Genomic DNA, 26,152 nt, shown 5'->3' with positions numbered 1-26,152 from the left:
TTATCTGTTTTTTTTCGACAAAAGGCTATATAATAATTTGATGTGTGCATTGTCTCATTCAAACAATGGAGGGTTTTTAATGATAAAAAGAAAAAAAGATAAGTTCTCACTCCTTTTAACAGAAATCGCAAAAAATATAGATGAAACTGCAGAGTATTTTGTGAACTTTAAAGTCACAAACCAAACAACACTTAAAGAATTTGCAGATACGTTAAAAGAATACGAAACAAAAGGTGACAATCATGTTCATGTCATGATTAAAGAGCTTAACAAAGCATTCATCACTCCTATTGAACGCGAAGATATCCTTCAGCTGACAAACAGCCTGGATGATGTGCTTGACGGAATTGAACATTTCTCTGCCATGATGGAGATTTTCTCAATTACTTCATCAGACGAGCATATCGACAAATTCAGCGGATACATTAGAGAATGTGCGAAAGAAATTTTAATTGCAACTGAGCTGTTGGCAGAAAACCGCTTAAAGGACATTCAGCCTCACGCCATCAAAATTAAAGAGTATGAGCACAACTGTGACAACCTGCACAGAAAATCATTAAAAAATCTTTTCGGCCATGAAACAGATCCGATCAAAGTGATCCAATATCGTGAAATTTACGAAACGCTTGAAGAAATTGCTGACTCTTGCCAAAGCGTTGCCAATAATCTTGAAACCATCATTATGAAAAACGCGTAACGAGGGGTTATAATGGATACTCTATTACTTTTAACGATATTAATTGTCATTTGCGCTTTGGTATTTGACTTCATTAACGGATTTCACGATACCGCCAACGCAATCGCCACCTCAGTTTCGACAAAAGCGCTGAAGCCGCGGCACGCGATTATCATGGCCGCCATCATGAACTTTCTCGGAGCCATGACGTTTACCGGTGTGGCGAAAACCATTACGAAAGATATTGTGAATCCTTATACATTAGACAACGGATCGGTTGTCATTCTTGCTGCTTTACTCGCCGCAATCGTCTGGAACTTGATCACATGGTATTTCGGCATTCCGAGCAGCTCTTCACATGCGATTATCGGAGCGATCGCCGGTGCGGCCATTGCAGCGTCAGGTTTTGCGACGCTTAATTATAAAGGGTTCATTAAAATTATCGAAGCACTTATTTTATCACCGATCATCGCCTTTGTTCTCGGCTTTATCGTATATTCGATCGTGAAGCTGATTTTTAAAGACAGCAATCTGGCGAAAACAAATAAACGCTTCCGCAGAGTGCAGATTTTGACGGCTGCCATTCAGTCCTATACACACGGAACAAACGACGCGCAAAAAGCGATGGGTATCATTACGATGGCGCTTATGACGGCCAATTTACATAAAAGTGATGCGATTCCTTTTTGGGTGCAGCTCTCCTGTGCCCTTGCAATGGGTCTCGGCACATCCATCGGCGGCTGGAAAATCATTAAAACCGTCGGCGGTAAAATTATGAAAATCCGTCCGGTAAACGGCGTATCTGCCGACTTAACCGGCGCAGCCATTATTTTCGGGGCCACGTTTATTCATCTCCCTGTCAGCACGACGCACGTCATTTCGTCTTCCATTCTCGGTGTGGGCGCTTCCCACCGCGTAAAAGGCGTAAACTGGGGAACGGCTAAACGGATGCTCATTACATGGGTCATCACCCTGCCGATTGCAGGTACACTCGGCGCCATCGCCTTTTTCATCTTAGATCTCTTTTTCTAATGACGGCATCCGCTTCTTTACAGAAGCGGTTTTTTTGTGACAGGAAAATGATGTCATGACATAGAATGAACATAGCAGACCATTTTTCGAATTGTGAGGGATGCTCATGCTTGTGTTTTTTCAGATCATGGTGTGGACGATGGCCGCCGCACTCATTTTATATGTATACGCATCCTGGCGGTATGAGGCAAAGGTAAAAGAAAAAATGTTTGCCATCCGTAAAACGTGGTATTTACTATTTGTACTGGGCTCCATGGTCTATTGGACATATGATCCCGAATCGCTCTTTTCCGCATGGAGACAATATTTGATTGTTGCCGTCTGCTTTGCTCTTATTGATGCGTTTATCTTTTTGAGCGCATATATCAAAAAGCTCGCCGGCAATGAATTAGAGACGGATACAAGGGAGATTTTGGAAGAAAATAATGAAATGCTTCACTCCTATCTTGAAAAACTGAAAACCTATCAATATCTGTTGAAAAATGAACCGATCCATGTATATTATGGAAGTACAGAAGCTTATGCAGAAGGCATCAGCAGACTGCTGGCCGCTTATGCAGAAAAAATGAATGTCACGGCTTCATTGTGCGACTATTCAGCACAGTCGGATAAGGACCGCTTGACGGAGCATATGCCTGATGCGGCAGACGTTCAGTCCCGCCTTAACCGAAAGGACGTCTACTATGATCAAAAGGGCAGGCTTGTGCTTATTCCGTTTACAGTCCAGGACCGCCATTATGTGATCAAACTGACGTCAGAAAACCTGTTGACGGAATTCGATTATTTGCTTTTCACATCGCTAACAAGCATTTATGATTTAATGCTGCCAATAGAAGAGGAAGGTGACGGATAATGGAGCAGGCATTTCAAAACGGGCAGCCGGAACAAAGAGCGAAACCGTTCAAAATGTTTAAAAAACGCTCAATGACAAGTATCGCAAGTTACCAGGTCAGCCCTCATACCGCCAGAATTTTCAAAGAAAACGAACGGCTGATTGACAAGTATAAACAAAAAAAAGCTTGATTACACTAAGGACAGGAGACACGGCTCTTGTCCTTATTCCTTTTTTCCTTATATTTCATATAATAAAACAACAAAGAGATGCGACAGGTGATGATGTGAAGAAAATTGTAAGGCGCGTAAAGTTTGTGGATTACGGACGGTTCGGGCTTTCCGCTTATTCGCTGAGGATGCGGGCGAGGAGTCTCGGGCTATTGAACCGATTAAAAAAGAAGAAAGGCTGAATCCCGTAATGTGATCGGGACCCAGCCTTTTATTTTTTAAAGCTGCATCAGAATTTTCGCTTTTACAGCGGGACCGTAGATGCCGTCAGACGGCAGTCCGTTTACAGATTGGAATCGGGCCACGGCATTTGCGGTTTTCGGTCCGTAGATGCCGTCAATGCCGTTATTGACAGCTCCTTTTTCAGGATAAAAATAAAGCGCGGCGAGCGCGTTTTGCACCTGGTATACTTTTTCACCGGACGTGTACGGCTCTGTCAGCTGAATCACCTCATCAGGAAGAGGATACAGTGCTTCAACCGGCGCGCTGACAAACAGCACTTGTCCGACTTTAATCAAATTCGGGTCTGCGATGTTATTCCATTTCTGAAGATCAGCCACACTGACGCCGAATTTTCGCGCGATGGCCGACAGCGTATCTCCTTTTTGAACAGTATACGTCTGTCTTTCCTCAGAACCGATTCCCGCCTTAAACTCGTCCCATGTATCCAACAGTCTTCTCGGACAAAGCTTTCCTGACCAATGCTTGTGCGCAACGACATTTGAAAGCGGGATGCCGTGCGACGTCATTAATGTGCGGATGAGCCATTGGGCGTTTGCCACGGCCTTTGAAAAGTTGCCGTCGGCATTTTCACAAATTTCAATACCGATAGATTTGCGGTTGCCGTCCCCGTTTCCGTCTCCGGCATGCCATCCGCTTTCGTTGAGCGGAAGATGCTGATAAATTTCCGTATCATCGACTGTGAAATGCCAGCTTGTCGGCGTATCGGGGTTTTTCACATAGTTTGCGTGACTTTTGGCGTTAGCGCCGGCTGCGGTATTGGCCGTATTGTGCACCGTAATGTAAATCGGTGTCATTGCATAGCCGGGGCGGTTATTGTTTCCTGCCGGGATAAAATCCTGTGTGATTTTCACCATGTTCTCATCTCTCCTATTTCGATAAATTGTTTATTTTTAATAAAGCTTGCTGTTTTTTCCCTTTTGCTGTGACGTAATTGTTTTTAAACCAGGCTGCGGCTGTCGTTACGATCGTAAAAACGGCCGATCCGGCGGCATACAGTGTATCTGCAAGCTGGCTGACCTGGTCCTCCTGAATATCAAGCGGCGATTTGCCGAACATCAGCAAAGTCTGGTTTAATAAAGCAAGCAAAAGAAGCACCGTCCTGACGACCGTGCCTTTGTCCGCGAATTTCATATCGGTTTCCCCCTTACTTTTGCAGCAGATTGTACATGATGGCGATGGCTCCGCCAATGATGCCCGTGCAGATTGCTGTCACGATCGCTCCTGTAATGGTCCGCTTAATCCATGTTGTGTTTTCGTCAATTTTGTTCAGTTTTTCATTCAGCGTCATGATTTGCTGATCCTGCCGGTCGGATACCCGCTCTAATGCGGCCACCCGCTGTTCAAGCACCTTTTGTTCACCTTTAATGCCTGCGAATTCTTTTTGCACCGCTTGTTCATCCAGAAGCACTTCTGCTCCCCCCTCTTACATTGTTCTCACCTCCCTTCGGAAGCTTCATTCTTAAGAAAATGCCGTGCCTTTGACAGACAGGCTGCCGCCGGAAATGCTCTTGATTTCCATGACGATTTCTTTAAAGCCGGCAATATCAAATAACCACACTTCTCCTGTGCCTGACGTGCCGGCGGCTGAGGTTCCGTCGTCAGATCTGATTCCCCTGATCGTCACATTTTTCCCCGAGATAGACCTTCCCCAAAACGCGACATGGCCCGACTCAGCCGTGCCGGTGATTTCGACGAGAAGTTTTTTCCAGGCGCCCGCTGAGAAGATGACTCCCTCTCCCGCCTCTGCTGCATCTTCATGAAAAATCACGTCTGTATATGAAAACGCCATATCACCGCCCGTACCGACGGATTGGTATAAAACAAATTCGGACTGCTTTTGATTTCCATTTTCAAAACGGAACCGGTAATATCTTTTTGTCAGGCAGACCCACCCCGAAGCGGTCAGCACTCCGCCTGTGACTGTGACAGAATGTGAAGCTGTCCACGAATTGTTATCCTCGCTCTCTTCGATAAAAAGAGTTCCGTTGCGGTCCGAATAAGCCCACCCCTGTGCTCTGTCTATTAAGACGGCCCCTAAACGGTCTTGTCCGAATTGGCTGTAAACTTCAATTGCCTGCAGCGGCGTGTTGGTAAGCAGCTCTGCCATTCCGGACAAATCAGCAACCGGTGTGGCATAATCGTTTTTGCTACCGCGATAAGCTTTTACGGCGCCTGGCCTGCCAAGTTGATCAGCGGGAAATTCAAATGAATGCTTTATCATTGGCCATCCTCCTTTTTTAAAAATGACAAATAAAAAAAGCCGTTTGGCTTATGACACAGCATTTTTATAGTTTTCGTATGTTTCACCCGTTATTTCTTGAAATTCCTCAGGGGTGATATAGTGCGCGGCCACCCCTTCAGCCAGATCTTCGGCAGAACAGTCATTATAGCCCATAGCCTGTTTGACCATTTCTGTTGAGGCCCACTTATAAAACAAAGCGTAAACCCAAAAGTTAAGTCTCTTCATTTTTCATTCTCCTTTTACGTTTAAGAGTTCCAGTTTTAAAGATGCTATTTGCACGCCGAGTGACTGCTGTGCTTGTTCGGCTGCTTTTCTGGCCAATTTCTCATTTGCCAGCTGCGCGCCGAGGCCCGCAAGCTGGTTTAATGAATTTGCATCGGGAGCCATATCTTTTTTTAAACTGTTTTTATATGCTTCATCAGCCGTTTCCACCCATTCTTGTTTTTCCTCATCAAAAAATGGGCGCCACATGCCTTCGCCGTTTATTTCCGGCGGAAAGTCCGCAGCGTTAGCCGGCATTATATAATCTCCTGTCTCAGAATCCGGATAAAGCTCAACCGGACTGCCTGTATAAATGTTGTCATTGTCATACGGAAATATTAATTTCATATTCTCGCTCCTTTACGTGAGGGCCACAACAAGATCAATGTAATAGCCGTTAACATTATTTTCTATATTGGCCATAATTCCCGTCAGCTTCAAATCTCCATTAGAATAAATAACAATCTTACTGTAACCGGTGGTGCCACTGGCTGCGACCATAGTCACAACGCCTTTGGCCGGCGCACAAGAGGATGGCACACTCCCGAATACCACTTCTCTGTCCGTAAGAACGTGTCCGTTCAGGTGAAGGGTGTTTCCCACTTTGCGATATTGAAGCGGCCTGTCTCCTGACTTAGCGCCATTTTTATAAGGAACATTTACCCAAGGAACATTTTCAGTATCAAGTTCGGTAACGATCCGCCTCCAGCCCTGCCAGCCCAAGTTCAAATCCAAATAGTTCGTGAACATATTATTTTTATAATCGATGGCAATGACATACCCAAACGTTCCCTTTCCCTCACTGTCAAGAGAGGTAAAATGAAACATGCCGCGGGTCGAAGCATTGCTCGGACTGTTTGCCGCTTTGCCGGTTGAATAAAAGGTGCCGAACGCCCTGCCGTTTTTCACAATTTTTTCAAGAAAGTTATCTTCATCACCAATCGCGAGAAGAATGCCGCCGCTGTCGTTTGTGATTTTGGAAAGCTGCCCGCCGTTCCACATATTTTTATCCGCCTGTGTGACATGGATGTCTTTTTTATTGGCGTGAGCGTCTACTAGTTTTTGTGCATCTTCTGTGCTGTCCAACTCAACCCAATCACTCCAAACGTTATTTGCCAAAGACTTACGAAATGTTCTGTTGTCATTTGTCATGGCAAGAACATGACCATATGACTTTCCGACGCTGCAGGTCCAAAACCCGCGTCCGCCTGCAGGCGGGGTATTCGCCGCAGTTTTTTCATATGAGAAATAGGTTAATGACGGATAGTTTAACAGTTCAGCATGAAGATCAGTTGTGACATTTAATAACGGCTGGCCGTCATCATTCGAAATTTTATTTAACTGCGAATTGTTCCATTTGTCTTTATCAGTTTTTGTTACGTGAATATCTGTTTTATTAGCATGGGCATCTATCTTTGATTGCACATCAGTTGTAGACTCTATAGGATACCAATTGATTGCTGTTTGATTAGAGTTATAGTAAAACCACCATGCGTTACCCTTCACGTCTACGGCATAACCATTACCTATTCCAGGCTGCCCCACTAACTGCATACCGCGCAGGCTCGTATTTGACGGGTTGTCTGTTACTGCATTGGTTCCGTAAAAAGTTACAGAACCAACGTCTTTTAACGAGTCATAAAACGAGCCGGAAGTTAAATTGATTTTCTGAGTGCCATTATCGGCAGTGATTTTAAACAGCTGTCCTGCATCCCATTTATCCTTATCAGCTATCGTCACATGCCGGTTCTGATCTTGATTGTGCTGGTCGAAATCTTTTTTTGCTGCCTGCTGGACGTTGTCTACGTTTCCGAGGCCGATTTGGGCCTTTGTCGTTTTGTGCGGGTTGTTCATGTCATTTTTATGGGCCGCCAGATCCGTGTGTGCGTCTTTTATGCCTTTTTCCCAGCGGTTGACGTCATCTTCGTTAATCGGATCGTCCGGAAGCCAGTCTGTTTTTTCTTCGTAAGCCATCGTTACACCACCTCAAAAGTAAATCTTAAATCAAGCGTTCTGTTATTGCTGAGGTCCAAATTTGTTTTTCGTTCTGTGATGATGCTCCCTGTTTCGTCAAGCATCTGCACGGTTTCAATATGTTTAATGTCTTCTTCTCTGCGTGTGAGAACAGTGACTGCGGCATCTTTTACAGAAATGTCCGCAATCGGTGTTTCCTTGCCGTTTAACAGCACTTTTGTGATCCTGTTTTTCAAATCGGCTGCGGCACGCTGTCTATATGCGGCTGATATCATGGTAAGACCACCTCGTTATTGTTGAGTGTGACGGAATAACCGACCTTCAGTTCGCTGACTTTTCGGTATCTCCGATTGTTGAGAATGACCCGGTCTTTGATTTCCAGTGTTTCGTTTAATGCGGCTCTGAGTGTATACGCCAAATGAGCGGGTTTGATTTTTTCAAGCGTTTCAATCAGGTCGTTCATGTACTGCAGGTCATCAAGCTCCATATCGGCATAAAAACGATATTCCCCCGGAAACATCCGAACGTAAGCTGACGGATGTTTTAAAAACCGGTTTAGCGCCTGCTCAATCGCTTGATGCGTAATGGGCGGAATATTCGACATCTTCGAGATCAGCCTGAGCCGTCTCATGTCTTCCGTGTCATCTGACTCCCGCGGTATTTTTAATATTTTTTCCCAGCGGTCAAGCCCCCACGTCGCCGTCGTAATAAAAAGCTGGTCTGTCAAATCGAAAATATCGTTATTCTGCCGCTCAAACTCGGGAGCTTCCGCCTCAAGAATTTCCGCCATCTCTTTTAATTGAGTTAAAAACGGCGGGAGGTATGCCGTCATCTCATCGAGTCTGCTCAAGGATTGTCACCCCTTTGAGTTTAGGAATTTCCACATCACTGAGCACAAGATTTTCCGCCGCACCGTTCATTTTGATATCTGCGTAGTCACTGACGGATGCCGCGTTATAAACGATGTTGTTAATTTGTGATAAGCGGACGGTGTTTTCTTCGAAGGCCATTTTCTTAAATAAATTCAGGATGCCTTTTTCAATCTCCGCTTTCACGTCATCGATCGAGCTGTTCAGTTCAGGCAGCACGGAAGCGGAGATTTCGATCTCTTTCCATACCGCGCTTTCCACTGTTACTGCAGCTCCGATCGGCGCCTGGCCTTCTCCCTGGCCTTCATCCGGGTCAATATAATCCTTTACTTTCTTGATCAGAATATCTGATGCCGGTTCCAAATTCGCATTTGTGATGACAACTTTCACCGTTCCGTCTCCGTTCCAAAGCGGGAAGATTTTCGCTCTGCCGACACCGTCCACTTCTTCAGCCCACTGTTTATAATGCTGTTTATTTGCGCTGACTGCCTCCCGGCGGACTCGGGTAAAATATCGTGTCCTTAAGCTGCTGTCATCTTCTTCCTCACGGCCGGGAATTAATATATCGCCCATGACCGCTTTCTCAAGCCCGGGAATCGTATCAAGCGGCAGCAGATTTTGGCCTGTAATGCCGGCATTCCCCGCTTCTCCGGCCGTTTCACATTCGAGCGTTCCATCCTCTGTATATTGAAAATACAGGTTCTCGACGAAAAAACGGGAGCCTGTCGGAATGGTGATGCCCGCTGTGAATTCTCCGGCTCTGACCGCTTTTGTGGCAGGTGTTCGTTCAATTCCCGCTTCGGCAGCCCGCCTGTCCAGAAATTCTCCTTGAGCCGTATCGGAAAAAACAAGCTCCAGCACGGTATCAAGCCAAATATAAGACTTTGCGAGCTCAGCGGCCGCAGGCGCGAGCGCATTGTAAATGACGCTTCCTTCTCTCGTATCAATATCCGCCGTAATGCGCGCCAGCATTCTGTCCATAATGCCGTCAAACGTCTGAGCTTCAAACATTCTCTCCCAGCACCTCCTCTATCTCAAGCATGCCCTCATCCGCTTCAACGGTAAAAGAGACGATGAAGGCATCATCTTTTTTCTCAATCTCAAAATTGGCAACAGCCAAAATCCGGTCATCATACAGCAAGGCTTCTTCTATCAGTCTTGGAATCTCCATTTTTTTATAAGCATCCGTCGTGCTCTGATCAGAAAGCACTTCCTGCAGTTCATTCCCGATATCATGGCTGAAAACCGAATATGAATACCGTTCTGTGTGAAGAGCGATATAGACGAATTGTCTGATGGCGTCCAGTCCGTTTATCAGTTCATTGGTAATCCGGTTGTTTTCAAAATCAATTCGGTAGGTTTGTGAAGTTTCAATGGCCTCACTCGCATCCTCCAAATCTTCAAATTCGATTTCCGGTGTCAGGGCCATTGCACCCGCTCCTTTTTGATTTGTTCATGTAAAAAAGCCCTCTTCAGAAAATGAAGCGGCTTTAACAGGCTGATATCTTTAATACATTTCTGTCCAGACGGATGAATTTTCAAAGTCACACTCCCGGCATTCATCGAATGCGGTTAAATTTTATCCAGCACAAAAAAGGACTGTCCTCCTGTTAATGCGGCGGTCATCACCCGGTCTCCTGCCTGAAGCTGATCATCTCCGCCGGATTGCAGCCGCTTCGGCACAATGAGTGCATCAGACGGGATCAAAAGTTTGTCGTGATCTTTCAGCTTCAGCTCGAGCGGAGAAACCGAGGTCACTTCCGCTGTCATCAGCTCCACCGGTGCTTCGGCGTCAACCGCCCCGACGGCTAAATGTTTAATAGCATCGCTTAATCTCATCAGGATGTCCCCTCCGGAAGTGAATTTTTCTCCGTGACATCAATCGTCATGGTATGCTTTGTTCCTTGGAATTCATGGCGGTCCGTATCTACATAATAAGTTTTCTTCAGCCCGATTTCCGGAATTGAGATATAGACCGGCAATCCGCTTTCCAACCCCGGAATGCCGATCGCCTGTATATTTTTCAGCTCTTTCTTTACGCCTTTTTTCTCAGCCTGCTTCACTTTTGCGCGCTGTTTCAGCTGGGCTTCGTTAATGTCGTCAGAAACCGTTTCGGTATACTGTAAAACGCCGAATGTTTTCATGCCCGCGCTGTCTGACGCGGAAGCTTTCACGGTTTTATCGTCTTTTTGCAGCCGCATGACGACACGGGTTGCGGTATCATCAATTGAAGTGCTGTATTGATACCCTGTAATATTAACTCCTGTTTCCAGCACCCAAATGTCAGACGGGTCCGGCCATTCACGCAAGCCGAGTCTGCCTTTTTCTGAATAGAGCTGATAATTGCGGCCCGTCTGGCTTTTTGTCTGTTTTAACGCTTTTAACATCATATCGTAAAGACTTGTATCATTTTTGAAAACGAGTGATTTAATGGTATGCCTTGTGTTGGCAATGGATGTCACGGGAATTTGAAAATCGCTGGCGATCCTTTTTAATATTTGATCGGCGCGCTTGTTGGAAAACACATAAACGTCCTGGTTTTTCACAAGGTATTGGAGCATATCGTATGCGGTGAAGGCGACGGTATGCTCATCCGGCGTTCTTGCAAAGACAATGCCGCGGAACAGCTCTTTTCCGTTCCATTTGAACAAAACCGTATCCCCTTCTGATACGCCGTAATACGTCTGGCTGCCCTGCTTTACGACAATTGTCGCTTCGATGGAGCGGGGCGCCTGATATCTGTGTCCTTCCAGCGTTACGCTTTCCGTGACAAGCTCGAGCCACTCCGTTTCTTTTATGACAAATAGTTCAATCATCTTCTCACCCGTTTCATTGCGGTATCTTCAGCTTCTGCCCCGGGAAGATCCAATGCCCCGGCTGCCGGATATTCCGTTTGCTGCGCTTAATCATGGCGGTTTTATTCGCGTTCCAGATTTTCCGCCACTCCGTGTGGTTTCCGTAAAACTTGCCGGCGATGTCCCAAAGCGTATCCCCTTTTTTGACGGTATATGTTTTGGGTGAAGCTTTGGATGGGCGCTTCGCTTTCGTTTTTTTCTTTTGTTTGATTTTTCTTGGCGAAGCGGTTTTATATTCTTTCAGTACGATATCAAAATTCCGGTCGCCGATTTCATTGTCACCTTCGCTGTAATTGAAACTTTCAATACTGCATGTGACATTGATTTTTGTCCCTGTAATCAAAAACTGAACGGGTTTTTTCGCTTTCATCCATGTTTCAATGGCTGAAATTGCTTTTTCCGGCGAAGGGATGCTTTGATATTCGGCAATCGGGGTGTATCGTTTCGGAAAAAAAGAAGAGAACGAAATTTCTTTCGCTCCCGGTTCTTCAATAAACGTCACCTCTCCAAGACCCGTGACTTTCACGGAATCATTCTGCACGCTGTTTGCGATATCAATCGCTTCAGGGAGAACGGGAAGCCGGAGCTTGTCCTTCCCCTGTGACAGCCAAAATTCGTAAACAGATTTAGTCAAAAGCAACGGCCCCCTTTGCTCCGGTATAAATGTCTTTTTGCAGTTCATCAATCAGCGCCTGTTTGATTTTGGCAGCGAGGCTGTCGGCGTCCTGTCCGTTATGGAAATGCTGATCGCCGCTGAATTCGATTTTGATCTCTTTTGTTCCCGTTTTTTGCACGGTTTGTCCGCCGCCTTTAACGGCTGCGGAAACCGTGCCGGCTGAAAGCGCTGCGGGTTCCGTCTGGGACGGATCGGACACTTCCATGCCGAGCGCTTGAGCCGCTTTTTGAAGCAGATAACGGCCGCGGATGCCCCGTTCTTCAGGGATGATCCACTCCCGTTTGTTCCCTTCGCCGACACGGGCGATCTGCTCCTTCGTAATCAGGCCTCCGTTGGCATAACCGACGTATGGGCCGCCGTGCGCCATACTCTTAATCCCCGGCACATTGTTGATCGAGCCGTATCTGCTTTTAATATAGCCGATAGCGGCAGCGGCGTTGTGGATTGGGTTTCTGATATCATTCATTCCCGGCGCCTTATGAGCTTCAAAGGTGCTTGGGATCGTCTGCATTAACCCTTGTGACGGGTGGCCGGCTTTGGCATTGCTATCCCATAAGTTAATGGAATTAGGATTGCCGCCTGATTCATTCTGTGCGATCGTCATTAATCCGGGAAGCCAGCTGATCGGAGTATTGGTCGCTTTCATTGCGGCCAACAGCCACTCTTTGACGCTTCCTCCCGCTGCACCCATGCCGGAAAAGGCCGCTGCAAGCGAGCCTGCCTGTTTTTCGGCGTATTTTTTCACGTCAACTGAGCTGAGCCCTTTGACGACGCCGACTGAAGCAAAGCGTCCGAGACTCATCATGACACGGGAAGGAGAGTGAATATCAAGCTCTTCCCTGAATGCGTCCTCGACTTTTTTGGCCAAATCTTTGGCCGCCTGTTTGACTTCGCTTCCCTTCGCATTCATCCCTGATACGAAGTGTCCGATCAGGCCTGACCCCCAGCCGTTCGCAGAATCTCTTGATTGCACAAACGGTTTATTGATGTGTGTGCTCACGTATTGTGCGGTTCCCGTATCTTTTGCATTCTGTCCGGCCGAAAATCCTTTAACTGTAGCGGTGCCCCAGGAGGACGATTGATTGACCGCCGATTGATAAGGTGTTTTCACCTTTGTTTTTAAAAACGAATCGGTGCCCGTCTGTGACGTATTCTGACCTTTCGCATAGCCCGCAACGACTTGCTTTCCGTAATCGGGCGAAGACGAAATGAGGGCGTTAAACGGCGTACCGATGTTTTTCTCTTTCCAGCCGTCCATATCCACTGCTTTATTGCTGATCCCGCTGTCAAAGCCTTCTGTAAACTGTTTGCCGAGTGATGAAGCCGTCCCGGCAAATCCGGAAGCATCCACAGACGCAGAGGCTGATACAGACGCCGAAGAAGAAACACCGCCCGCTCCCGCCGATGCAGCGGAAGACTGAGCCGAAGCCGCTCCCATATCGTCGACGACACGCATGCCAAGCTTAGACGCAGCTTGTGAAAGCAGCATTTTCCCGCGGCCGCGGTTGTTGTCAACGGGAATAACAAATTCTTTACCGGCTTCACCGATCCACGAAATGGTCGGCTTTGTAATGAAGCCGCCTGTGGCGTTTTTGTCATAATGAAAGTCTTTGTAAGCTTTATTTTTCCCTTTCTGGAAACTTGAAGATACTCCAGAAAGCCAGTCTTTCACACCATTCCCAATATTCCCTGCAGTTTCTTTTACCTTTCCGCCTATATTTTTAGCAGTGCTAACCACTTTCCCGCCAGCACTTTTAATAGCATCCATTGAATCTCCTAATATATTTTCGCCCCATTGTTTAACCGAATTCCATTTTTCAGACCACCAATCTTTGTTAAACAAAGTTTCCTTAATTTTACTTTGAAATTTACCCCATAATTCCTGGCTATTTTCCCAAGTATCTTTACCCCAGCTTTGTACGTTTTTCCATTTTCCATTCCACCAATCTTTATTAAAGACCGTTTTCTTTACATTTGATTGTACGTCATTCCATATAGAAGAGGCTTCTTCCCATTTTTCGGATGTCCAGCCTTTTACTCCTTCCCATTTTCCTTTCCACCAATCACTGTTAAAAAGAGTAGATTCCATAGCTCCATATGCATAACCCGCTTTTTCAGCCCACCAATTCGAATTATTAAAAAATGACGTAGACGCAGTACTCTTAATATTGTCCCACGTACCCCCAAGACCGCCTAATGTATTGCCGGCAGATGTTTTTACCCCGGTCCATTTCTCGTTCCACCAGCTCCCATTAAACAGCGTTTTGGATATATCTTCTTTTAACTTAGAAGTATCAAACATCTTACCGATTGATTTCCCAGCTTCTTCTCCGCCGAATGCGCCTATAGCTCCACCTGCCAAACCGCCCGCAGCTCCGCCTATCACAGTGCCTGCGGGTCCTGCGAAACTGCCGATTGCCGCACCAGCTTCTGCCCCGGCAATACCTCCGGCCTCCATACCGGCAATACGCCCTCCGACCGTACCAACCTTTTCTCCGACATTATCTTTATTTGTTCCTTGCAGGTCTGATAAAGATAACAAATTCCCGATATAAGGGATTGCTTTACGGAATTTTCCCAATCCTTTTAGTGCTTTTCCTAATTTAGAGGATTCTTCACCGGCTGAGGTTAAATCTCCGAACCATTTTTTCATCTTTGAACCAGCCGTTTTGTTTCCTGAAGATTTCTCCTGACGATTCTTTATAACTTTACCAGGCACTCTGATTGTTCTTGAAGGGGTCTTTCCAGGCGTTTTCCTTGTACCCGGACCTTTTCTTTTTTTACGGGGATTTTTATTTCTCTTTCTTCCCGGAGCGCTGCTTCCTCCGCAATCGCAGCAGCATCCTCCTGTATTACGGTTTTTAATTTTGCTTTCTGTTTCCTCTTTGCCTTCAGCATCTTTCTTTTTTTGAGGACCAAGGATTTTGTCAATGATTTTATCAAAAACGTCATCCTTCAGCTTTTCCATCAGCCTTTCCTTAAATCGATCCACAAACGCCTTGCCAATTTCTTTCAGTGTATCCTTTATCCAAGGCCATGCTGATTTTGTCCACCAGTCTTTAAGCCAGCCTTTTATTTTACCAGCCCATCCAGGCTTTTTGTCAGACTCATTTTCTGAGGTTTTTTTGGAATTCTCACTTTCACCTTTTTTAGGCTTATCTTCCTTATATTCAAGAGGACTTCCCTGGTTCTTAACTTTGTCAGTAACCTTATCCTTTACTTCCAGTTTGACATAGTAGGTCTTTTCAAATTGCCTCAGAACAGATGTTAACCGATTGACGGTTTTTGTGATCTCGTCAATCACTTTTAATTTTACAGTGTAGCCCTTTTTCAGATTCCGCTTGATATAGCCTATTATTTTTTTGACTTTCAATGTAATTTGATCATCAGCCGTCAGAAGAAAGGAAAATGCATGATTTGATAACATTTTTTTCAGTTTTTTATAAACAGGTGTCACATGTTCGGTTAAAGAAACAGAAATATTCATTTTTTTGGGGAGAAGCCTCATTTTTTTTTCTAAAGCTTCCAGTGTGCCGGTAGCTTGATCATCAACAGCCACTTTAATCTGAAGGGATTTTGCGAATTTCAGAATAATATAATCATTGATTTTTCTCAGTTTGTAGAAAGCTTGATCTTCAGCTCTAATACTGATTTTGATCTGCCGATTAATTGTCTTCGCTTTCTTTTCAACTTCTTTAAAGCCTTTATGTATCCTTTTCAGTTTTTTGGATACCTTGTCCTCTAAATCAAAACGTGCAGTCAGCTTTGCCAAGTTATGCCCCCCCTTTCTGCGATTCTTTTTCAAGCAGATCCAGTTTATAGCCGATCATCCCGTATAAGAGAGCTTTAAAAGATTTCTCCGCTTCGTATAATTCCAAAATCTGGGACGGTGAATAATGAAGCTCGTGCATCGCGTAATAAAGATACACGGCTTCTTTATTACCATCCTTAATTAGTTTTTTGCTTCTTCTTCCAGATCTTCAAGATCATCTTCAAAGCCGTTAATTTCAATCGCTTTATTCAGCCAATTTGCATATTCACCGCCGACAGAGAGTACACGTTTGGCCACCTCAACCGGGTCTGCTGTTTTATATGCTTCACGCAATTCCTTGGAACGAAAATCAGGATAAATTGTTGATTCAATGGCGATTCTTGCATAGAAACGCTGAGTGTCTAAATCTTTAATACGGCCTCGGCCTTTCACATTTTTAAAAGTCGTGTTTTCTTTCTCCAGCTCATCAATCCGTTCAGTTGTAATCGGCTTTAATACAAATGGAATGACATTCCCTTTTTTATCTACAAATCGTTTTGAAATTGCAACTTTTATTTCTTCAGCTTCTATTGTTTGTCCAGGCATAAAAAATGAAAGATCATATACATTTTGTTGTTTTTCACTCATACAGCATGCTCCTTTTATTTAGAAAAACCATCGCTTTTGCGATGGTTTCAATACTTTTTCATTTTCTTAAAACGTTTCAGAAAGCTTTTCCGGCACATCGAAATCTTCAAAGGTAAACGGCACTTCTTCTTCAAGCGCCTCTGAGTCTACGTCCAGTCCGGCGATTTTTGCAGAATCAAAGTTGACGTCATACAGGGTGACGCGTTCTGTTCCGCGGCCTGATGATTTGTCGTCAAGAACGGCTTGCAGCGTAAAATACGGGTCGCTGCCTTTTTTCACGTAATCCATCATAAGCACGGCGAATTTGGATGTGACTTTATAGAACGTCGCTGTGCCCGTTCCGTTGGCGCCAGTCGTTTTATGCCCCGTCATGCGGCGTCCCATGATGTTTACTTCTGATTTGTTTTTTTCTACGTTTGCTTCAAAGGTTTTAATATGCGCCATCTCTTCTCCATCGAGAAATAAACGGCCTTCTTTTCCTGAAATTGTGTTTTGCGCTTTTAATGCCATCTTAGTTTACCTCCACATTAAAGTAGAATTTTTCTGCTGCATCCACAGGCTGCACGGCGAGATCAATTAAAAAGCCGTCGCGGTCTTCATTAAGGCCGATTGTAATGTCTTTATCTGAATCAAAGTTAGCGATGCCGCCCGCATCCTGAAGCGTTGTCAAATATTGAATAATCATCGTTTTGACGAATTGAAGGCCGTCGTTTGTCGCTGGAAGATCGCTTCCGGTGCCTTTTTTCGATTTAATTAAAGCTTTCAGTTCACGTGTCAAATCGTTATTCACCGCATCAAGCACACGGACGATTTTATTTTTCGCGAACTTTTTGTTTTTCTCTGCCGTAAATGTCACCAATGAGTTGATATCTTTTTCTACGCTGACTGACTTATCACGGGCGTCATAAGAGAAAAGGAATTCACCTTTGGAAAGGCGTTCGATCACTTCATCATGAGTCAGGCGATGCAGCACATCGACCGCGCCTTCGTATTCAACAAATGTTAAGGACTGATTAAATGCGGCGCCGGCACTTGCGCCTGCCACCCACGCGGTCGCATCTTCAGCTTTAATTTCGGTTCCGTCTTCAAGCAGGACGCCCTCAGTCACATTGATGATACCTTCGTAATCTCCGTTGTAATGGGCAGTCACCCCTTGCACTTTCTGTCCCTGCGCATCGCGAAGGCGTTTAATGAATGCGGCAAATGTCGCTTTCAGCTGATCGTTATCCGCGACAGGAAGAGCGATGACATCGAAATTCTCCGTTTCAGCCGCAGCTAAAAAATCCGTATAGTCTGAGTTGACCGGCGCTTTATCAGTTCCTCCCGCAAGACGGATGCCTGCCTGAGGATTTAACGTTTCTCCGGACTCTTCGTCAGTGCCTGTCAGCGGGATGGAAGCCGACAGCTCGCCCGTTCCCGTGAATGTGACATAGCCGTTCGCTTTTAACTCCTCGGCCTTTTTCACCGTTTGTTTGTCAACTTCCGCTTCATCCATGTATGTGGTCACATCGAAAGCAGTCTGGTCAAGGACGTTCTCACTGATGCGGATGATGATGTCATTTCCTTTTGAACCGCCGTACAAAGCGGTTGCTTTTACACCTTGCGAAAGATCGGCGCTCGCTCTGATTCCCTCTATCAGACGGTACATCAAAACGGTTTTTGCTTTCTTTTTCGCCTCGCGCAGCAGAATCAGTGACGGATCTTCAATGCTGAGCCCTACTTTTTTATTCAAATCTTCAATGCTTGAAATAGAGACGAATGTTTTCGCTTCCCCCCAATTAGATGCGACGGGAAGGGCGACAATCCCCCGTTCACCGATTGTGACCCGCTCCTGGGCAGTTGTCTTAAAGTTAAAATAGATCCCGGCACGTTCTTTTTCTTTTCCTTGCGTAAATGTTCCGCCGTTCATTATTGCATGACCTCCTTGGTTAAAAATGCTTGAATGTAAGTCTGGGCTTGCGCTTTTGTCATTTGTTTCTGCTTCACGCCGAATAAAGCCCCCTGGAGAATCTCAGGTTTTACGCCGAAAAGCTCCTTCGCGTGCTTTGTTAAATCCGCCGTGTCAAAAAGAATCGCTCGTTCTGCCGTTGCGGCATTTTTCTTTTTATGTTCTTTCACTTTTGTTTCACCCCGCTGTTAATGTCCACATCCCGCAGTGCGGGAGATGTTTGTTTCTGATAGTAGTAGCGGCTCGTCCAGCGGATGGTGATCACTGCCTCGCCTTTGTCTCCGACTCTTGTTTCAATACGGCTGATGCGGACGAAATCACCCGTATCCTCTCCTGATTCCGTAAGCAGCGGAATGATCTGTCTTGATTCTCTCACCGCATCAGCAATCCGGTCGGCTGCAGTGAGCGCCTGCACCGAGTCAGCATGAAACAGCTTCACATTCAGACTGTATGTCTTCTTAAAGGTAGAGACTGTGTCATTCTCGTCAAAAACATACGGGGGCGGGATGTAAAGGGACGGCACCTGAAATTGTTCAGGCAGTTCATTTTCATATACGGGCACGCCGCACTGCTGATACAAAAAAGCGGCGATTGAACCGGTCTCGCGATTCATCCGTTATCTCCCCCTAACGTGTTAAGCCACTGATTGAAGCGCTTGTCCAGCGAACCGGCGAAGATGGTTTCATACATAAGAAGGGCTTTGTCCCAAAACCCATTCCCGCTGCTCCACTGTTTTTTGAGCGCCATTCCGGTTGAAGCTGACGGATCATAGATGAACCGGGAGCCTTGAAAATACCCGGGCACCCATCTGACATTTTCATCTGAGACGGTCCAATGTCCGTCATTTATGAATGAGGCATACTCTACATTGGTGCCGATTTCAAGGGTCAGTCCCCCGTTTTCAATGATCCATACATGGTCCTGCGCTCCTTTTCGGAAGGAAGACAGCAGGTTTTCTGTATCAATCCCTCCCGAATGCATAAGCTCCTCCCGTACCAGGTCGAGAAAATCCTCCCCTGATTGTTCCAGCCATCGGCCAGCCTGACGGGCAAATTCTCCGGATGATGCCTTTTGCAGCGACCGATTCCATTTTTCCAGGCTCTTTATGCTCATAGTCTGTCATCTCTCACAGCGATGGCCTCCCAATGGTGCTGTCTTGCTTTCTTCGGCATTTCCAGAATATACGCCTGTCCTTCCCAAATGATTTTGTCATTAACACGCACTGCAGCCTCTTTCGGAAAATGAACGAGAAACCGCTGATATACTTTATGATCAGGCGCAAGCTGAATAAGCCGCTGCTGTTTTTCAACAAACAGGCACGGCACGTCTTCAGCGTCGGGAACGTCCGGATAAGTAAAAACAGGCTGGAGCTTTTCAGCGGGAATGCCGAAGCGCCCGGCCTTCGGAACTGACACCGTCTCATGATAAATATCGCATCTGTCAGTGAGCAGCCGTTCATAGCTCATAACGGTCTCACCTTAGCGCTTATAGAAACCGGGGAATAGCCCGGCGCGATATATTCACAGAGCAGATGGTATACCGCCGGTTTTCGGATTCCGCCTTCACCCGACACTGTATAGGAATAGTCGCCTATCTTTTCAGATTGATAGGCGGAAGCGGCGGCTTCATTCTGATTGATCAGCGCAAAATATTGAGAAAGCTTTAATAACGCAAGCTTAACCTTCTCGGGAAGCGGTGAGTAAACAGGATCAGTGAACGAGTGCCCCGCCATTCTGGCCGCTTCCGCTTCCGCCTCCAGAATGTCCTGTATAAGCAGCGGCTCCGGCCTGTTTTTGACTTCATCATAAACTGAATATGAGACAACGTCAGACGGCTGAATTAACATAACTGCCACCCCCGGCTTATTCTTTAACGTTTACGATTTTGGCGCTTGCATCTTCTTCTTCAAATTTGCTGTCAAGTTTAGCCGTCAGTACGATAATAAATTTGCGGCTGCGGATATCTTTATCTACTTCGATTCGGATATTCCGTGAAAAACCGAGAATGATATTTTTCGGATGAGTCAAAATGATGTCAGACGCATCGTACTGGGAATCACCTTCTCCGACTGAGTACGGCTGCAGATTGGAAACCCCTTTGACCGGAACGCCGAATGCTGAGGATAAACCGCCCTGCACCGCAAGATCCCCCAGATTGGTCTGACGGTCAGCCACACGGTCTTTCCATTCAATCTCCATGCCTTGAGACGTGTAGAATCTGAATTCCTGAGGCAGGCGTAAATATTTTGCCGGAATGGCTTTTAAACCTTTTTTAAATGTAGCTCTGGACAGTTCTTCCCCATTTCCGTCGATGACGTGAGACACAGTCTGTTTACGGATTCCGTCAAGCTGTGCCAAATACGGATCAGAAGAAGATGTATCGCCGTTTACGACAAGCTCTTCAATATCAACTGCCGCCCGCTCCGCTAAAATCTGCATGATTGTCTGCTGCAGACCGTCTTTTTCAATGTTGTTTTCAAGCGTGTCATAGGTGATGTTAATTTCCGCAATGACTTCTTTCGTATTCAGCTGCACCGTACTTGTTGCCGGGACGGTCAGCTGATCGTCCGTTAAGGCTTTACCTTCCTCAGCAGCACGCAGAATACGCTGGCCGAAACCGATTTTTTCAAATTTCTGCGAGTCGTTTTCCATTTGAATCACACGTGATTCGCTGAAAATGGTCGGCGTGTTCTGCACCATGCGGATAAATGCTGAAGCTTGTGCGGGATTCATTAAACCGCCGCTTTTTAATGCGGAAAGTGACATTTCCGCCTTTCTGATGATATCTTGATTTCTCACTAACAGTTCCTCCTTCTGACTGGGCTTAAAGCAGTCCGCTCCAAATGGATTTTTTAACAGGTTCTTGGCCGCCCGTCTCTTCTTCCGGCTGCTTTGAAGCGCCTCTTGCTTTTTCAAGCGCTTCGATGCGTTTAATAATCGGCGCCAGCATGTCCTCGACAAGCGTTTTCAGTTTTTCTTCATCAGACTGTGCAGGCGCCCCGTCTTTGTCTTCCGTATTTTGCTCCATACTGTCAAGCCGCTTTAAGAGCGGGTGCAGCGCGTGTTCAATCGATTCTCTTAAATCATCTTTTCTCATCTTGTTCAAGTCCTCTCCCTTGCGGTATCTTGATTTGCGGTCACGGTCGAGAAATTGCTTGACCGCGCCGATTAAGCCGGCTTGCTTTTCTGCCGGCTCCTCGTAAACATCAGCGGTTCCCGCCATGCTGTAGCCTGTAATGACACCTGCTTTAATCTGATCCCATACTTCATCGGAGGCTTTGGTGACAAGCACCCAAGATCCTTTCCGGATCACAGCATTCCCGATTTCAAAGTCATCCGGGGCGACGTACGACTCCACCACCTCGCCGGTTCCGCCTTCAAAATTATGATTTGTATCAATGTTGCGGGCGTCCGCCAAAAAACCGTGAGCGGCCTTTTCAATCTCTTCGGCCGTCATATAATCGCCATGGGCATCCGGGACATCCGGCTCGTAAACGATGCCGTAGACAAGCTTCTGCTCATCGGGTTCGCTTTTTGTAAACACCTGCACCTTTTTTTCAAATGACGGAAGGTCTACGGCTGATTTTGTAAAAAAGAATTCCGTTTGGTTCGCCGCTTTATCGACATAGCTCACAAAACTGATGACGGCATTTCTTAATTCTCTCGGCACGAGATGTTTTCACCCCCTTTCAGGATTGCTCTTTTTTCCCTTTCAGCACCGGCCGGCTGTAGTACTCTTCCGGCCATTCCTCAAGCGTTTTGCCGAGCACTCTTCCGGCCAAATCACGGAGATCATTAGGAGAAACGGCACCGGCGGAGATAAATGGCGTAAGCACCTTCGCAATTTCAAGCGGATCGCGAAAATCAGGCCCTTTTAAAGTGAGCTGTACATCGTGAAGCCCCAATTCAGGCAAAAATAACGTATTGAGCTTATTAATCAGCGTTTTCCGCTCCGGCTGAAACACCTGCTCCTCCGTAATTTTGCGTGCCGTATCGGCTGTGGCTTTGTTGTATTCCTGCGCCTCGCCCGTATAAAGCGGCGGGAGACGAAACGCGGAGCGGAGTTTATTTCTGCTTTTGTCGTCATATTCAAGAAACAGCGCATCCTCCTGCAGAATTTCCGCAAGTGATTTAATTTCCACAGACACAGGCGTAATGTCTTCGCCTCCGTGAAGGTCTTTTTCCTTCGCAATGCCTTCCGCCTCAATCAGCAGAAATTTGTGGGCGTTTTCCACCCCTTCAAGGTCATTCATATAATCGTGAAGCTCTTTGTACGATGCTTCTGACAGCATGCCGTTTTCAACCGTAATGGCGGCCGGCACGTGACGGCCCTGTTTGAAATACATAAAATTCAGTTCTTCCGCTTTCCGGGCGCCGTACAAGTTGACGATATTGCCGACCCAGCGCGGAATACCGTACGTGCCGCTTCCGATTTTCAAGTGAACGGCTTCATTTGCCCTGAACTTTTCAGGCAGGGTTTTTACGTATTCGCCGGTTCTCATGTCCATCATGCGGGGATCGCCGTATTCCTTGAAAAACACTTTCCGTCCGTTCAGCATCTGAACATATTTACGGAACCGTTTTTGCCTTTTAATCGTTTTGGATGCGCCGTTTTCTTCATAGGAAAACGTGACCTCAACAGGATCAGTCACACCGCATACCCGCATATGCTTTACATCCAGATATTCAATCCCCGCCGGTTTTCCCAGCCCGTCCCGGAGCACCTCGAGAAAACCGTTGCCTGTTTTTTCACGGTCTTCTATCGCATATCCAAGGATCGTCTCAGCTGATTCATCAAAATGAAGACATTTGTAAAAGCTCTCCAGCTTCATCCAGTTTTTTTCGGCCCGCGCCTTTTTGCCTGGGGAGCAATCTGAACTATTTACGTCAAAGGTATATTCCACATCGAATCCAAAACCCGTAATATTGACCCGGTATGCGTCAATGCATTGCTGAAGAATGGTCGAATATTCGGCGATCGTTTTCAGTTCGATCAGATTATAGGGCGGTGAAATGATATCTTCTCCGTACAGATCGGCAAATTGATCTTCGTGCATCTGCCTTGCCTGCGGCGCGGCCATTTTTGATTTAATGACGGTGGCTCTAACGTTTTGATTGTTGGGCAACGTTTACCTCCTCCTTTCCCGATTCGGACGCATCCGTTTTTGCGATGACTCTTTCAGATCCGCCGCGTCATAATCATCCAGCGCGTACCAAATGGCTGAAAGTGTGTGGGGATCAATTGAAAACTCATCTTCCGACAGAGCGCCGTTTTTGTTTTTCGCATATGTTAAGTTCTGCAATTCGCGGATCGTATTTTCACAGCTGTCTGAGCAATAGATGTGTCTGAACCGTTTCAGCTTTTTCGTATACTGGAGCCTTGAGCCGGGAAATTTTTTGGCCGCGACCATACAAAAGCCCTGCCTGCGGAAATATTGGATGCTTTTCGGCTCGGCCGAATCCGCCTTGATCAGCTCCTTTTGATCCGCCAATTCCTGAAGCTCTTCAGCTGTCTGGTCATCGGTCATTTTGTTTTTGTAATACTCCCAGAAAATATAAAGCTCTTTTTGATCGGGATCGACGGCAAGCCGGATGACCGCATTGTATGACTCTTCAAAACCGAAATCCATGCCCGTCCGAAACAGAGGGCGCCTGATGGCGGCAATCCTCTCTGTTACTTCGTTGTGCTCCAGGACCTGAAATTGCGGAAATACACGGATGCCGTTCACGCCGAACTGTCCTTTGCGGGCGATCCGGTACAAATCGGGATCGTATTGCCGTAAGCTGTCCAGCTGCTTAATATAGCTTTTCGGCAAAAACAGATTGTCGCACGCTGTGGAATGATGGTAATACGTATCTCCCTTAACGACGGTGCCTTTTTCATACAGCATCTGATCATCCAAAACGAACCGTTTTTTTTGCTCATCACGAAAAAAATGCCGGTACGTCCAATTGGAAGTGCCGACGGGATTTGTGGTGCATATCATATGAAGCGAAAGCTCGGGATGGCGCAGACGGCCGATCAGCTCCTTAAAGCCTTCATATTTCACTTCTGAGCATTCTTCAATCCAAATCAGAGAAATATGATGAATGGATTTCAATTTGGCCGGGTTGTCCATCCCCTTAAACATAATCCGGCTTCCGTTTGAAAATCTCAGCTGCATCGGTGAAGACACGGCCTTTACGGCATGTCCCAGCTTAAGCTCTTCGATAATGTCCTCAAACAAGGCAAAGGTAGAATCTCTGTGCGTATCGAAAACTTCCCGCACCACAAGCGCCGTCCGCTTTTCACGAAGCAGCTTCAAGATGATTTTCAGCGCGGTATGATAGCTTTTTGACGACCCATAGCCTCCGACGAGAAATTGGTACGTTTCATTCCAATTGAATAAATAATCTTCAAAGCGCGGGTTGACCGCTTTTTCAATCATGGCCGTTCCTCTTTCCGCGTAATGACAATGTCAATCGGCTTTTGGCTGTCTTCTGATTTTTCCAGCTTCTGCTGCGCCAGCTTTAATTTTTCATTTTCGATTTTTTGTTTAAATTGATCGGGGAAAAGGTCAAAGTACAAAGACAGCTTTTCAAGAGCCTTCATTTTGTCGGCAAGCTTGATTGCAATGCCTTCTTTCCCGAGTTTTGCCTCCGTAACGATTGTTCCGTCCAGCAGATTCGAATCTTTAACGTCAACGTAGCTGATCTCCTGCATAATCGGATTATCATTTTCGTCAAAGAGCGGCCCTGATTTTCCGAAGGCCTGAACCTCTTTTTTTCCGAAGGTTACATAATCGGTAATGTCGGCAAAAGCGATTTTCACATAGACTTGAAGAACGTCCATCGCTTCGACAAACACTTTATTGACCATTTCCTTTTTCATGCGGCTGATTTCTTTGGCGACTTTTTCGTTTTTTAACAGCCTGCTTCCCGTGACATGCGCGCTTTCCGGTGAATACCCGGCTTTTATCGCAGATTGGGTGGCGTTAAAGCTTTTCACATAATAAAGACAAAACAGCCGCTGCCGTTCGTTTAACTCATCACTTTCGGCCGGGGCGATTTTTCCGCCGCTTTCCGCGTTCTTATCGAGCGCCTCGTCCCAGCGCCCTTCTTTTTTCCATCTGCCGATCGTTCTTGCGGATACGCCTGATTTGCCGGCAAGGGCGCGATTTGTGATGCGGCCTTTATGAGACTGATAGATTGTAAATGCCTGTTCTCTTTTTGCGTTTTTCATGCTACGGCATCACCGCCACCTCCGACATGGATGTCTATAATAAAAAGCGGCTTCTTTCGGGCCGCTTTTTTGTAATTTGTCTGTTCACTTCTAAGTGGCAAACGTATGACAACATTTTAAGCAGGCGACTGATTTCTTTGTTCCTGCTGTTTTTGAATTTTTAGAAGCGCCCGTTTGACCGTTGTCTGTACGGTTGATTTTTTTACATTCAGCAATGCAGCGATCCGTTCATATGAAAAGCATTCCGCTTTGTGGAGCAGCAGTATTTCTTTTTCTCTTTCCGTTAAAACGGCTAATGCTTCCCGCAGTCTGATTCTGTCTTCTTCAGTCACATTCCCGGAAGGTTCGAACATCAGCGCCTGTGAATAGGTATCTATGATTCTAGGATCTTTAATCAGCATCCTTTGATAAGCGTCTCTGCGGTCTATTGCTCTTCTTATGCCGGGCTGCCGGCCTTTTTCAAGCCATTCGGTAACATATTCCAAATCTGTAATGATCGTTCTGATGATTTTTTTATCTTTCAGTTCTTCTGAAGTCAGCGCCGCTTCATCGGCTTCCCCCAGCTGCTTGTACCATTTTTTCGTCTCTTTCAGCGTGCGTTTATATTCAAATAGTAAGTCTTCCATCATAGATCCTCCTCTTTTTCGGACAAAAAAAGGACACCGACCAATGCGCAGCATATGCGCGATTGATC

35 protein-coding genes are annotated in these 26,152 nt (G+C 46.1%); 5 read left to right on the top strand and 30 right to left on the bottom strand.

Annotated elements, in window-relative coordinates; genetic code table 11:
- The first annotated feature begins 79 nt into the window (after window positions 1–79).
- The 5 genes from AD710_RS14230 (at window position 80) to AD710_RS19635 (ending at window position 2,952) form a co-directional block, all read left to right on the top strand.
- A complete protein-coding gene (locus AD710_RS14230; RefSeq protein ID WP_032874614.1) occupies window positions 80–697 on the top strand; it encodes a DUF47 domain-containing protein in 618 nt (205 codons plus the stop codon).
- A gap of 12 nt (window positions 698–709) precedes the next feature.
- Window positions 710–1,708, top strand: coding sequence for an inorganic phosphate transporter (locus AD710_RS14225; protein ID WP_032874611.1), 999 nt, complete (start codon window positions 710–712; stop codon window positions 1,706–1,708).
- 106 nt (window positions 1,709–1,814) lie between these two features.
- Window positions 1,815–2,561 carry a type II toxin-antitoxin system SpoIISA family toxin gene (locus tag AD710_RS14220; RefSeq protein ID WP_049628327.1) on the top strand — a complete coding sequence of 249 codons (747 nt, stop codon included), beginning with the start codon at window positions 1,815–1,817 and terminating at the stop codon, window positions 2,559–2,561.
- Window positions 2,561–2,731: a type II toxin-antitoxin system SpoIISB family antitoxin gene (locus AD710_RS14215; protein ID WP_003154807.1), complete on the top strand. Its 171-nt coding sequence runs from the start codon at window positions 2,561–2,563 to the stop codon at window positions 2,729–2,731. The genes AD710_RS14220 and AD710_RS14215 overlap by 1 nt, the downstream gene beginning before the upstream one ends.
- 62 nt (window positions 2,732–2,793) lie before the next feature.
- Window positions 2,794–2,952, top strand: coding sequence for a hypothetical protein (locus AD710_RS19635; RefSeq protein WP_176465383.1), 159 nt, complete (start codon window positions 2,794–2,796; stop codon window positions 2,950–2,952).
- Window positions 2,953–2,988: 36 nt separating this feature from the next.
- Here AD710_RS19635 and AD710_RS14210 read toward each other — a convergent pair whose 3' ends face one another.
- From AD710_RS14210 to AD710_RS14070, 30 genes are all read right to left on the bottom strand, one after another.
- Window positions 2,989–3,867 (bottom strand): N-acetylmuramoyl-L-alanine amidase, encoded by an 879-nt coding sequence (locus AD710_RS14210; RefSeq protein WP_045925709.1) that lies wholly within the window; start codon window positions 3,865–3,867, stop codon window positions 2,989–2,991.
- 13 nt (window positions 3,868–3,880) lie between these two features.
- Window positions 3,881–4,144, bottom strand: a complete 264-nt coding sequence (locus AD710_RS14205) for a phage holin (protein WP_016936430.1) — start codon at window positions 4,142–4,144, stop codon at window positions 3,881–3,883.
- Between the two features lie 13 nt (window positions 4,145–4,157).
- Window positions 4,158–4,421 carry a hemolysin XhlA family protein gene (locus AD710_RS14200; protein ID WP_049628326.1) on the bottom strand — a complete coding sequence of 88 codons (264 nt, stop codon included), beginning with the start codon at window positions 4,419–4,421 and terminating at the stop codon, window positions 4,158–4,160.
- Between the two features lie 51 nt (window positions 4,422–4,472).
- Window positions 4,473–5,234 (bottom strand): phage-like element PBSX protein XepA, encoded by a 762-nt coding sequence (xepA, locus tag AD710_RS14195; protein WP_049628325.1) that lies wholly within the window; start codon window positions 5,232–5,234, stop codon window positions 4,473–4,475.
- 48 nt (window positions 5,235–5,282) lie between these two features.
- Window positions 5,283–5,480: an XkdX family protein gene (locus AD710_RS14190; RefSeq protein ID WP_045925711.1), complete on the bottom strand. Its 198-nt coding sequence runs from the start codon at window positions 5,478–5,480 to the stop codon at window positions 5,283–5,285.
- A 3-nt stretch (window positions 5,481–5,483) separates the two neighbouring features.
- A complete protein-coding gene (locus AD710_RS14185; protein WP_016936433.1) occupies window positions 5,484–5,864 on the bottom strand; it encodes an XkdW family protein in 381 nt (126 codons plus the stop codon).
- A 12-nt stretch (window positions 5,865–5,876) separates the two neighbouring features.
- Complete coding sequence (locus tag AD710_RS19895) at window positions 5,877–7,490, bottom strand: hypothetical protein (protein ID WP_049628324.1); 1,614 nt, start codon at window positions 7,488–7,490, stop codon at window positions 5,877–5,879.
- A 2-nt stretch (window positions 7,491–7,492) separates the two neighbouring features.
- Window positions 7,493–7,765, bottom strand: a complete 273-nt coding sequence (locus AD710_RS14175; protein WP_016936435.1) for a hypothetical protein — start codon at window positions 7,763–7,765, stop codon at window positions 7,493–7,495.
- The gene (locus AD710_RS14170; RefSeq protein WP_049628323.1) at window positions 7,762–8,340 is read right to left on the bottom strand and encodes a YmfQ family protein; all 579 of its coding nucleotides are present in this window, start codon (window positions 8,338–8,340) and stop codon (window positions 7,762–7,764) included. Before AD710_RS14170 ends, AD710_RS14175 begins: the two co-directional genes overlap by 4 nt.
- Entirely contained in the window at window positions 8,324–9,370 is a 1,047-nt protein-coding gene (locus tag AD710_RS14165) for a baseplate J/gp47 family protein (protein ID WP_049628322.1), read from the bottom strand. Before AD710_RS14165 ends, AD710_RS14170 begins: the two co-directional genes overlap by 17 nt.
- On the bottom strand, window positions 9,363–9,788 hold the full coding sequence (locus tag AD710_RS14160) for a DUF2634 domain-containing protein (RefSeq protein ID WP_049628321.1): 426 nt from the start codon (window positions 9,786–9,788) through the stop codon (window positions 9,363–9,365). The genes AD710_RS14165 and AD710_RS14160 overlap by 8 nt, the downstream gene beginning before the upstream one ends.
- Window positions 9,789–9,931: 143 nt before the next feature.
- Window positions 9,932–10,198, bottom strand: a complete 267-nt coding sequence (locus AD710_RS14155; RefSeq protein ID WP_049628320.1) for a DUF2577 family protein — start codon at window positions 10,196–10,198, stop codon at window positions 9,932–9,934.
- Window positions 10,198–11,175 (bottom strand): XkdQ/YqbQ family protein, encoded by a 978-nt coding sequence (locus tag AD710_RS14150; protein WP_049628319.1) that lies wholly within the window; start codon window positions 11,173–11,175, stop codon window positions 10,198–10,200. Before AD710_RS14150 ends, AD710_RS14155 begins: the two co-directional genes overlap by 1 nt.
- Window positions 11,176–11,188: 13 nt before the next feature.
- Window positions 11,189–11,848, bottom strand: a complete 660-nt coding sequence (locus tag AD710_RS14145; RefSeq protein WP_016936442.1) for a LysM peptidoglycan-binding domain-containing protein — start codon at window positions 11,846–11,848, stop codon at window positions 11,189–11,191.
- Window positions 11,841–15,662 (bottom strand): transglycosylase SLT domain-containing protein, encoded by a 3,822-nt coding sequence (locus AD710_RS14140; RefSeq protein ID WP_049628318.1) that lies wholly within the window; start codon window positions 15,660–15,662, stop codon window positions 11,841–11,843. Before AD710_RS14140 ends, AD710_RS14145 begins: the two co-directional genes overlap by 8 nt.
- A 1-nt stretch (window position 15,663) precedes the next feature.
- The gene (locus AD710_RS19625; RefSeq protein ID WP_156187190.1) at window positions 15,664–15,801 is read right to left on the bottom strand and encodes a hypothetical protein; all 138 of its coding nucleotides are present in this window, start codon (window positions 15,799–15,801) and stop codon (window positions 15,664–15,666) included.
- 41 nt (window positions 15,802–15,842) lie between these two features.
- Window positions 15,843–16,289 carry a phage tail assembly chaperone gene (locus AD710_RS14135; protein ID WP_049628317.1) on the bottom strand — a complete coding sequence of 149 codons (447 nt, stop codon included), beginning with the start codon at window positions 16,287–16,289 and terminating at the stop codon, window positions 15,843–15,845.
- A 66-nt stretch (window positions 16,290–16,355) separates the two neighbouring features.
- Window positions 16,356–16,799, bottom strand: coding sequence for a phage tail tube protein (locus AD710_RS14130; protein WP_003154837.1), 444 nt, complete (start codon window positions 16,797–16,799; stop codon window positions 16,356–16,358).
- Window position 16,800: 1 nt separating this feature from the next.
- Complete coding sequence (locus tag AD710_RS14125) at window positions 16,801–18,198, bottom strand: phage tail sheath family protein (RefSeq protein WP_049628316.1); 1,398 nt, start codon at window positions 18,196–18,198, stop codon at window positions 16,801–16,803.
- Complete coding sequence (locus AD710_RS14120; protein ID WP_047475412.1) at window positions 18,198–18,407, bottom strand: YqzN/YkzM domain-containing protein; 210 nt, start codon at window positions 18,405–18,407, stop codon at window positions 18,198–18,200. The genes AD710_RS14125 and AD710_RS14120 overlap by 1 nt, the downstream gene beginning before the upstream one ends.
- Entirely contained in the window at window positions 18,404–18,850 is a 447-nt protein-coding gene (locus tag AD710_RS14115; protein WP_049628315.1) for a hypothetical protein, read from the bottom strand. The genes AD710_RS14120 and AD710_RS14115 overlap by 4 nt, the downstream gene beginning before the upstream one ends.
- Window positions 18,847–19,350 carry an HK97 gp10 family phage protein gene (locus AD710_RS14110; RefSeq protein ID WP_049628314.1) on the bottom strand — a complete coding sequence of 168 codons (504 nt, stop codon included), beginning with the start codon at window positions 19,348–19,350 and terminating at the stop codon, window positions 18,847–18,849. The genes AD710_RS14115 and AD710_RS14110 overlap by 4 nt, the downstream gene beginning before the upstream one ends.
- Window positions 19,347–19,703, bottom strand: coding sequence for a DUF3599 family protein (locus AD710_RS14105; RefSeq protein WP_016936448.1), 357 nt, complete (start codon window positions 19,701–19,703; stop codon window positions 19,347–19,349). The genes AD710_RS14110 and AD710_RS14105 overlap by 4 nt, the downstream gene beginning before the upstream one ends.
- Entirely contained in the window at window positions 19,700–20,083 is a 384-nt protein-coding gene (yqbG, locus tag AD710_RS14100) for a protein YqbG (protein WP_016936449.1), read from the bottom strand. The genes AD710_RS14105 and yqbG overlap by 4 nt, the downstream gene beginning before the upstream one ends.
- A 16-nt stretch (window positions 20,084–20,099) precedes the next feature.
- Window positions 20,100–21,035, bottom strand: coding sequence for a phage major capsid protein (locus tag AD710_RS14095; RefSeq protein WP_007407274.1), 936 nt, complete (start codon window positions 21,033–21,035; stop codon window positions 20,100–20,102).
- A gap of 25 nt (window positions 21,036–21,060) precedes the next feature.
- Window positions 21,061–21,906 (bottom strand): XkdF-like putative serine protease domain-containing protein, encoded by an 846-nt coding sequence (locus AD710_RS14090; protein ID WP_049628313.1) that lies wholly within the window; start codon window positions 21,904–21,906, stop codon window positions 21,061–21,063.
- Between the two features lie 19 nt (window positions 21,907–21,925).
- On the bottom strand, window positions 21,926–23,317 hold the full coding sequence (locus AD710_RS14085; protein ID WP_156133002.1) for a phage portal protein: 1,392 nt from the start codon (window positions 23,315–23,317) through the stop codon (window positions 21,926–21,928).
- Between the two features lie 48 nt (window positions 23,318–23,365).
- Window positions 23,366–24,664 carry a PBSX family phage terminase large subunit gene (locus tag AD710_RS14080; RefSeq protein WP_016936452.1) on the bottom strand — a complete coding sequence of 433 codons (1,299 nt, stop codon included), beginning with the start codon at window positions 24,662–24,664 and terminating at the stop codon, window positions 23,366–23,368.
- Window positions 24,661–25,458 carry a terminase small subunit gene (locus AD710_RS14075; RefSeq protein ID WP_016936453.1) on the bottom strand — a complete coding sequence of 266 codons (798 nt, stop codon included), beginning with the start codon at window positions 25,456–25,458 and terminating at the stop codon, window positions 24,661–24,663. Before AD710_RS14075 ends, AD710_RS14080 begins: the two co-directional genes overlap by 4 nt.
- Window positions 25,459–25,574: 116 nt before the next feature.
- Window positions 25,575–26,084, bottom strand: coding sequence for a sigma-70 family RNA polymerase sigma factor (locus AD710_RS14070; RefSeq protein WP_016936454.1), 510 nt, complete (start codon window positions 26,082–26,084; stop codon window positions 25,575–25,577).
- Window positions 26,085–26,152: the final 68 nt, after the last annotated feature.

It is taken from the genome of Bacillus sp. JFL15, from assembly GCF_001184225.1.
Lineage (GTDB): Bacteria > Bacillota > Bacilli > Bacillales > Bacillaceae > Bacillus > Bacillus siamensis.
The sequence above is the reverse complement of the archived record's forward strand: the minus strand, read 5'-3'. Positions and strand labels throughout refer to the sequence as shown.

Coding starts and splice junctions, on each gene's coding strand:
- AD710_RS14205 (WP_016936430.1), bottom strand. CDS start 4,144: ATGAAATTCGCGGACAAAGGCACGGTCGTCAGGACGGTGCTTCTTTTG.
- AD710_RS14080 (WP_016936452.1), bottom strand. CDS start 24,664: ATGATTGAAAAAGCGGTCAACCCGCGCTTTGAAGATTATTTATTCAAT.
- AD710_RS14135 (WP_049628317.1), bottom strand. CDS start 16,289: ATGAGTGAAAAACAACAAAATGTATATGATCTTTCATTTTTTATGCCT.
- AD710_RS19895 (WP_049628324.1), bottom strand. CDS start 7,490: ATGGCTTACGAAGAAAAAACAGACTGGCTTCCGGACGATCCGATTAAC.
- AD710_RS14210 (WP_045925709.1), bottom strand. CDS start 3,867: ATGGTGAAAATCACACAGGATTTTATCCCGGCAGGAAACAATAACCGC.
- AD710_RS14230 (WP_032874614.1), top strand. CDS start 80: ATGATAAAAAGAAAAAAAGATAAGTTCTCACTCCTTTTAACAGAAATC.
- AD710_RS14125 (WP_049628316.1), bottom strand. CDS start 18,198: ATGAACGGCGGAACATTTACGCAAGGAAAAGAAAAAGAACGTGCCGGG.
- AD710_RS14215 (WP_003154807.1), top strand. CDS start 2,561: ATGGAGCAGGCATTTCAAAACGGGCAGCCGGAACAAAGAGCGAAACCG.
- AD710_RS14190 (WP_045925711.1), bottom strand. CDS start 5,480: ATGAAGAGACTTAACTTTTGGGTTTACGCTTTGTTTTATAAGTGGGCC.
- AD710_RS14150 (WP_049628319.1), bottom strand. CDS start 11,175: ATGATTGAACTATTTGTCATAAAAGAAACGGAGTGGCTCGAGCTTGTC.
- AD710_RS14165 (WP_049628322.1), bottom strand. CDS start 9,370: ATGTTTGAAGCTCAGACGTTTGACGGCATTATGGACAGAATGCTGGCG.
- AD710_RS14075 (WP_016936453.1), bottom strand. CDS start 25,458: ATGAAAAACGCAAAAAGAGAACAGGCATTTACAATCTATCAGTCTCAT.
- AD710_RS14160 (WP_049628321.1), bottom strand. CDS start 9,788: ATGGCCCTGACACCGGAAATCGAATTTGAAGATTTGGAGGATGCGAGT.
- AD710_RS14130 (WP_003154837.1), bottom strand. CDS start 16,799: ATGGCATTAAAAGCGCAAAACACAATTTCAGGAAAAGAAGGCCGTTTA.
- AD710_RS14185 (WP_016936433.1), bottom strand. CDS start 5,864: ATGAAATTAATATTTCCGTATGACAATGACAACATTTATACAGGCAGT.
- AD710_RS14070 (WP_016936454.1), bottom strand. CDS start 26,084: ATGGAAGACTTACTATTTGAATATAAACGCACGCTGAAAGAGACGAAA.
- AD710_RS14105 (WP_016936448.1), bottom strand. CDS start 19,703: ATGAGCTATGAACGGCTGCTCACTGACAGATGCGATATTTATCATGAG.
- AD710_RS14175 (WP_016936435.1), bottom strand. CDS start 7,765: ATGATATCAGCCGCATATAGACAGCGTGCCGCAGCCGATTTGAAAAAC.
- AD710_RS14155 (WP_049628320.1), bottom strand. CDS start 10,198: ATGAGATTAAGCGATGCTATTAAACATTTAGCCGTCGGGGCGGTTGAC.
- AD710_RS19625 (WP_156187190.1), bottom strand. CDS start 15,801: ATGCACGAGCTTCATTATTCACCGTCCCAGATTTTGGAATTATACGAA.
- AD710_RS14220 (WP_049628327.1), top strand. CDS start 1,815: ATGCTTGTGTTTTTTCAGATCATGGTGTGGACGATGGCCGCCGCACTC.
- AD710_RS14085 (WP_156133002.1), bottom strand. CDS start 23,317: ATGGCCGCGCCGCAGGCAAGGCAGATGCACGAAGATCAATTTGCCGAT.
- AD710_RS14225 (WP_032874611.1), top strand. CDS start 710: ATGGATACTCTATTACTTTTAACGATATTAATTGTCATTTGCGCTTTG.
- xepA (WP_049628325.1), bottom strand. CDS start 5,234: ATGATAAAGCATTCATTTGAATTTCCCGCTGATCAACTTGGCAGGCCA.
- AD710_RS14110 (WP_049628314.1), bottom strand. CDS start 19,350: ATGAGCATAAAGAGCCTGGAAAAATGGAATCGGTCGCTGCAAAAGGCA.
- AD710_RS14115 (WP_049628315.1), bottom strand. CDS start 18,850: ATGAATCGCGAGACCGGTTCAATCGCCGCTTTTTTGTATCAGCAGTGC.
- yqbG (WP_016936449.1), bottom strand. CDS start 20,083: ATGTTAATTCAGCCGTCTGACGTTGTCTCATATTCAGTTTATGATGAA.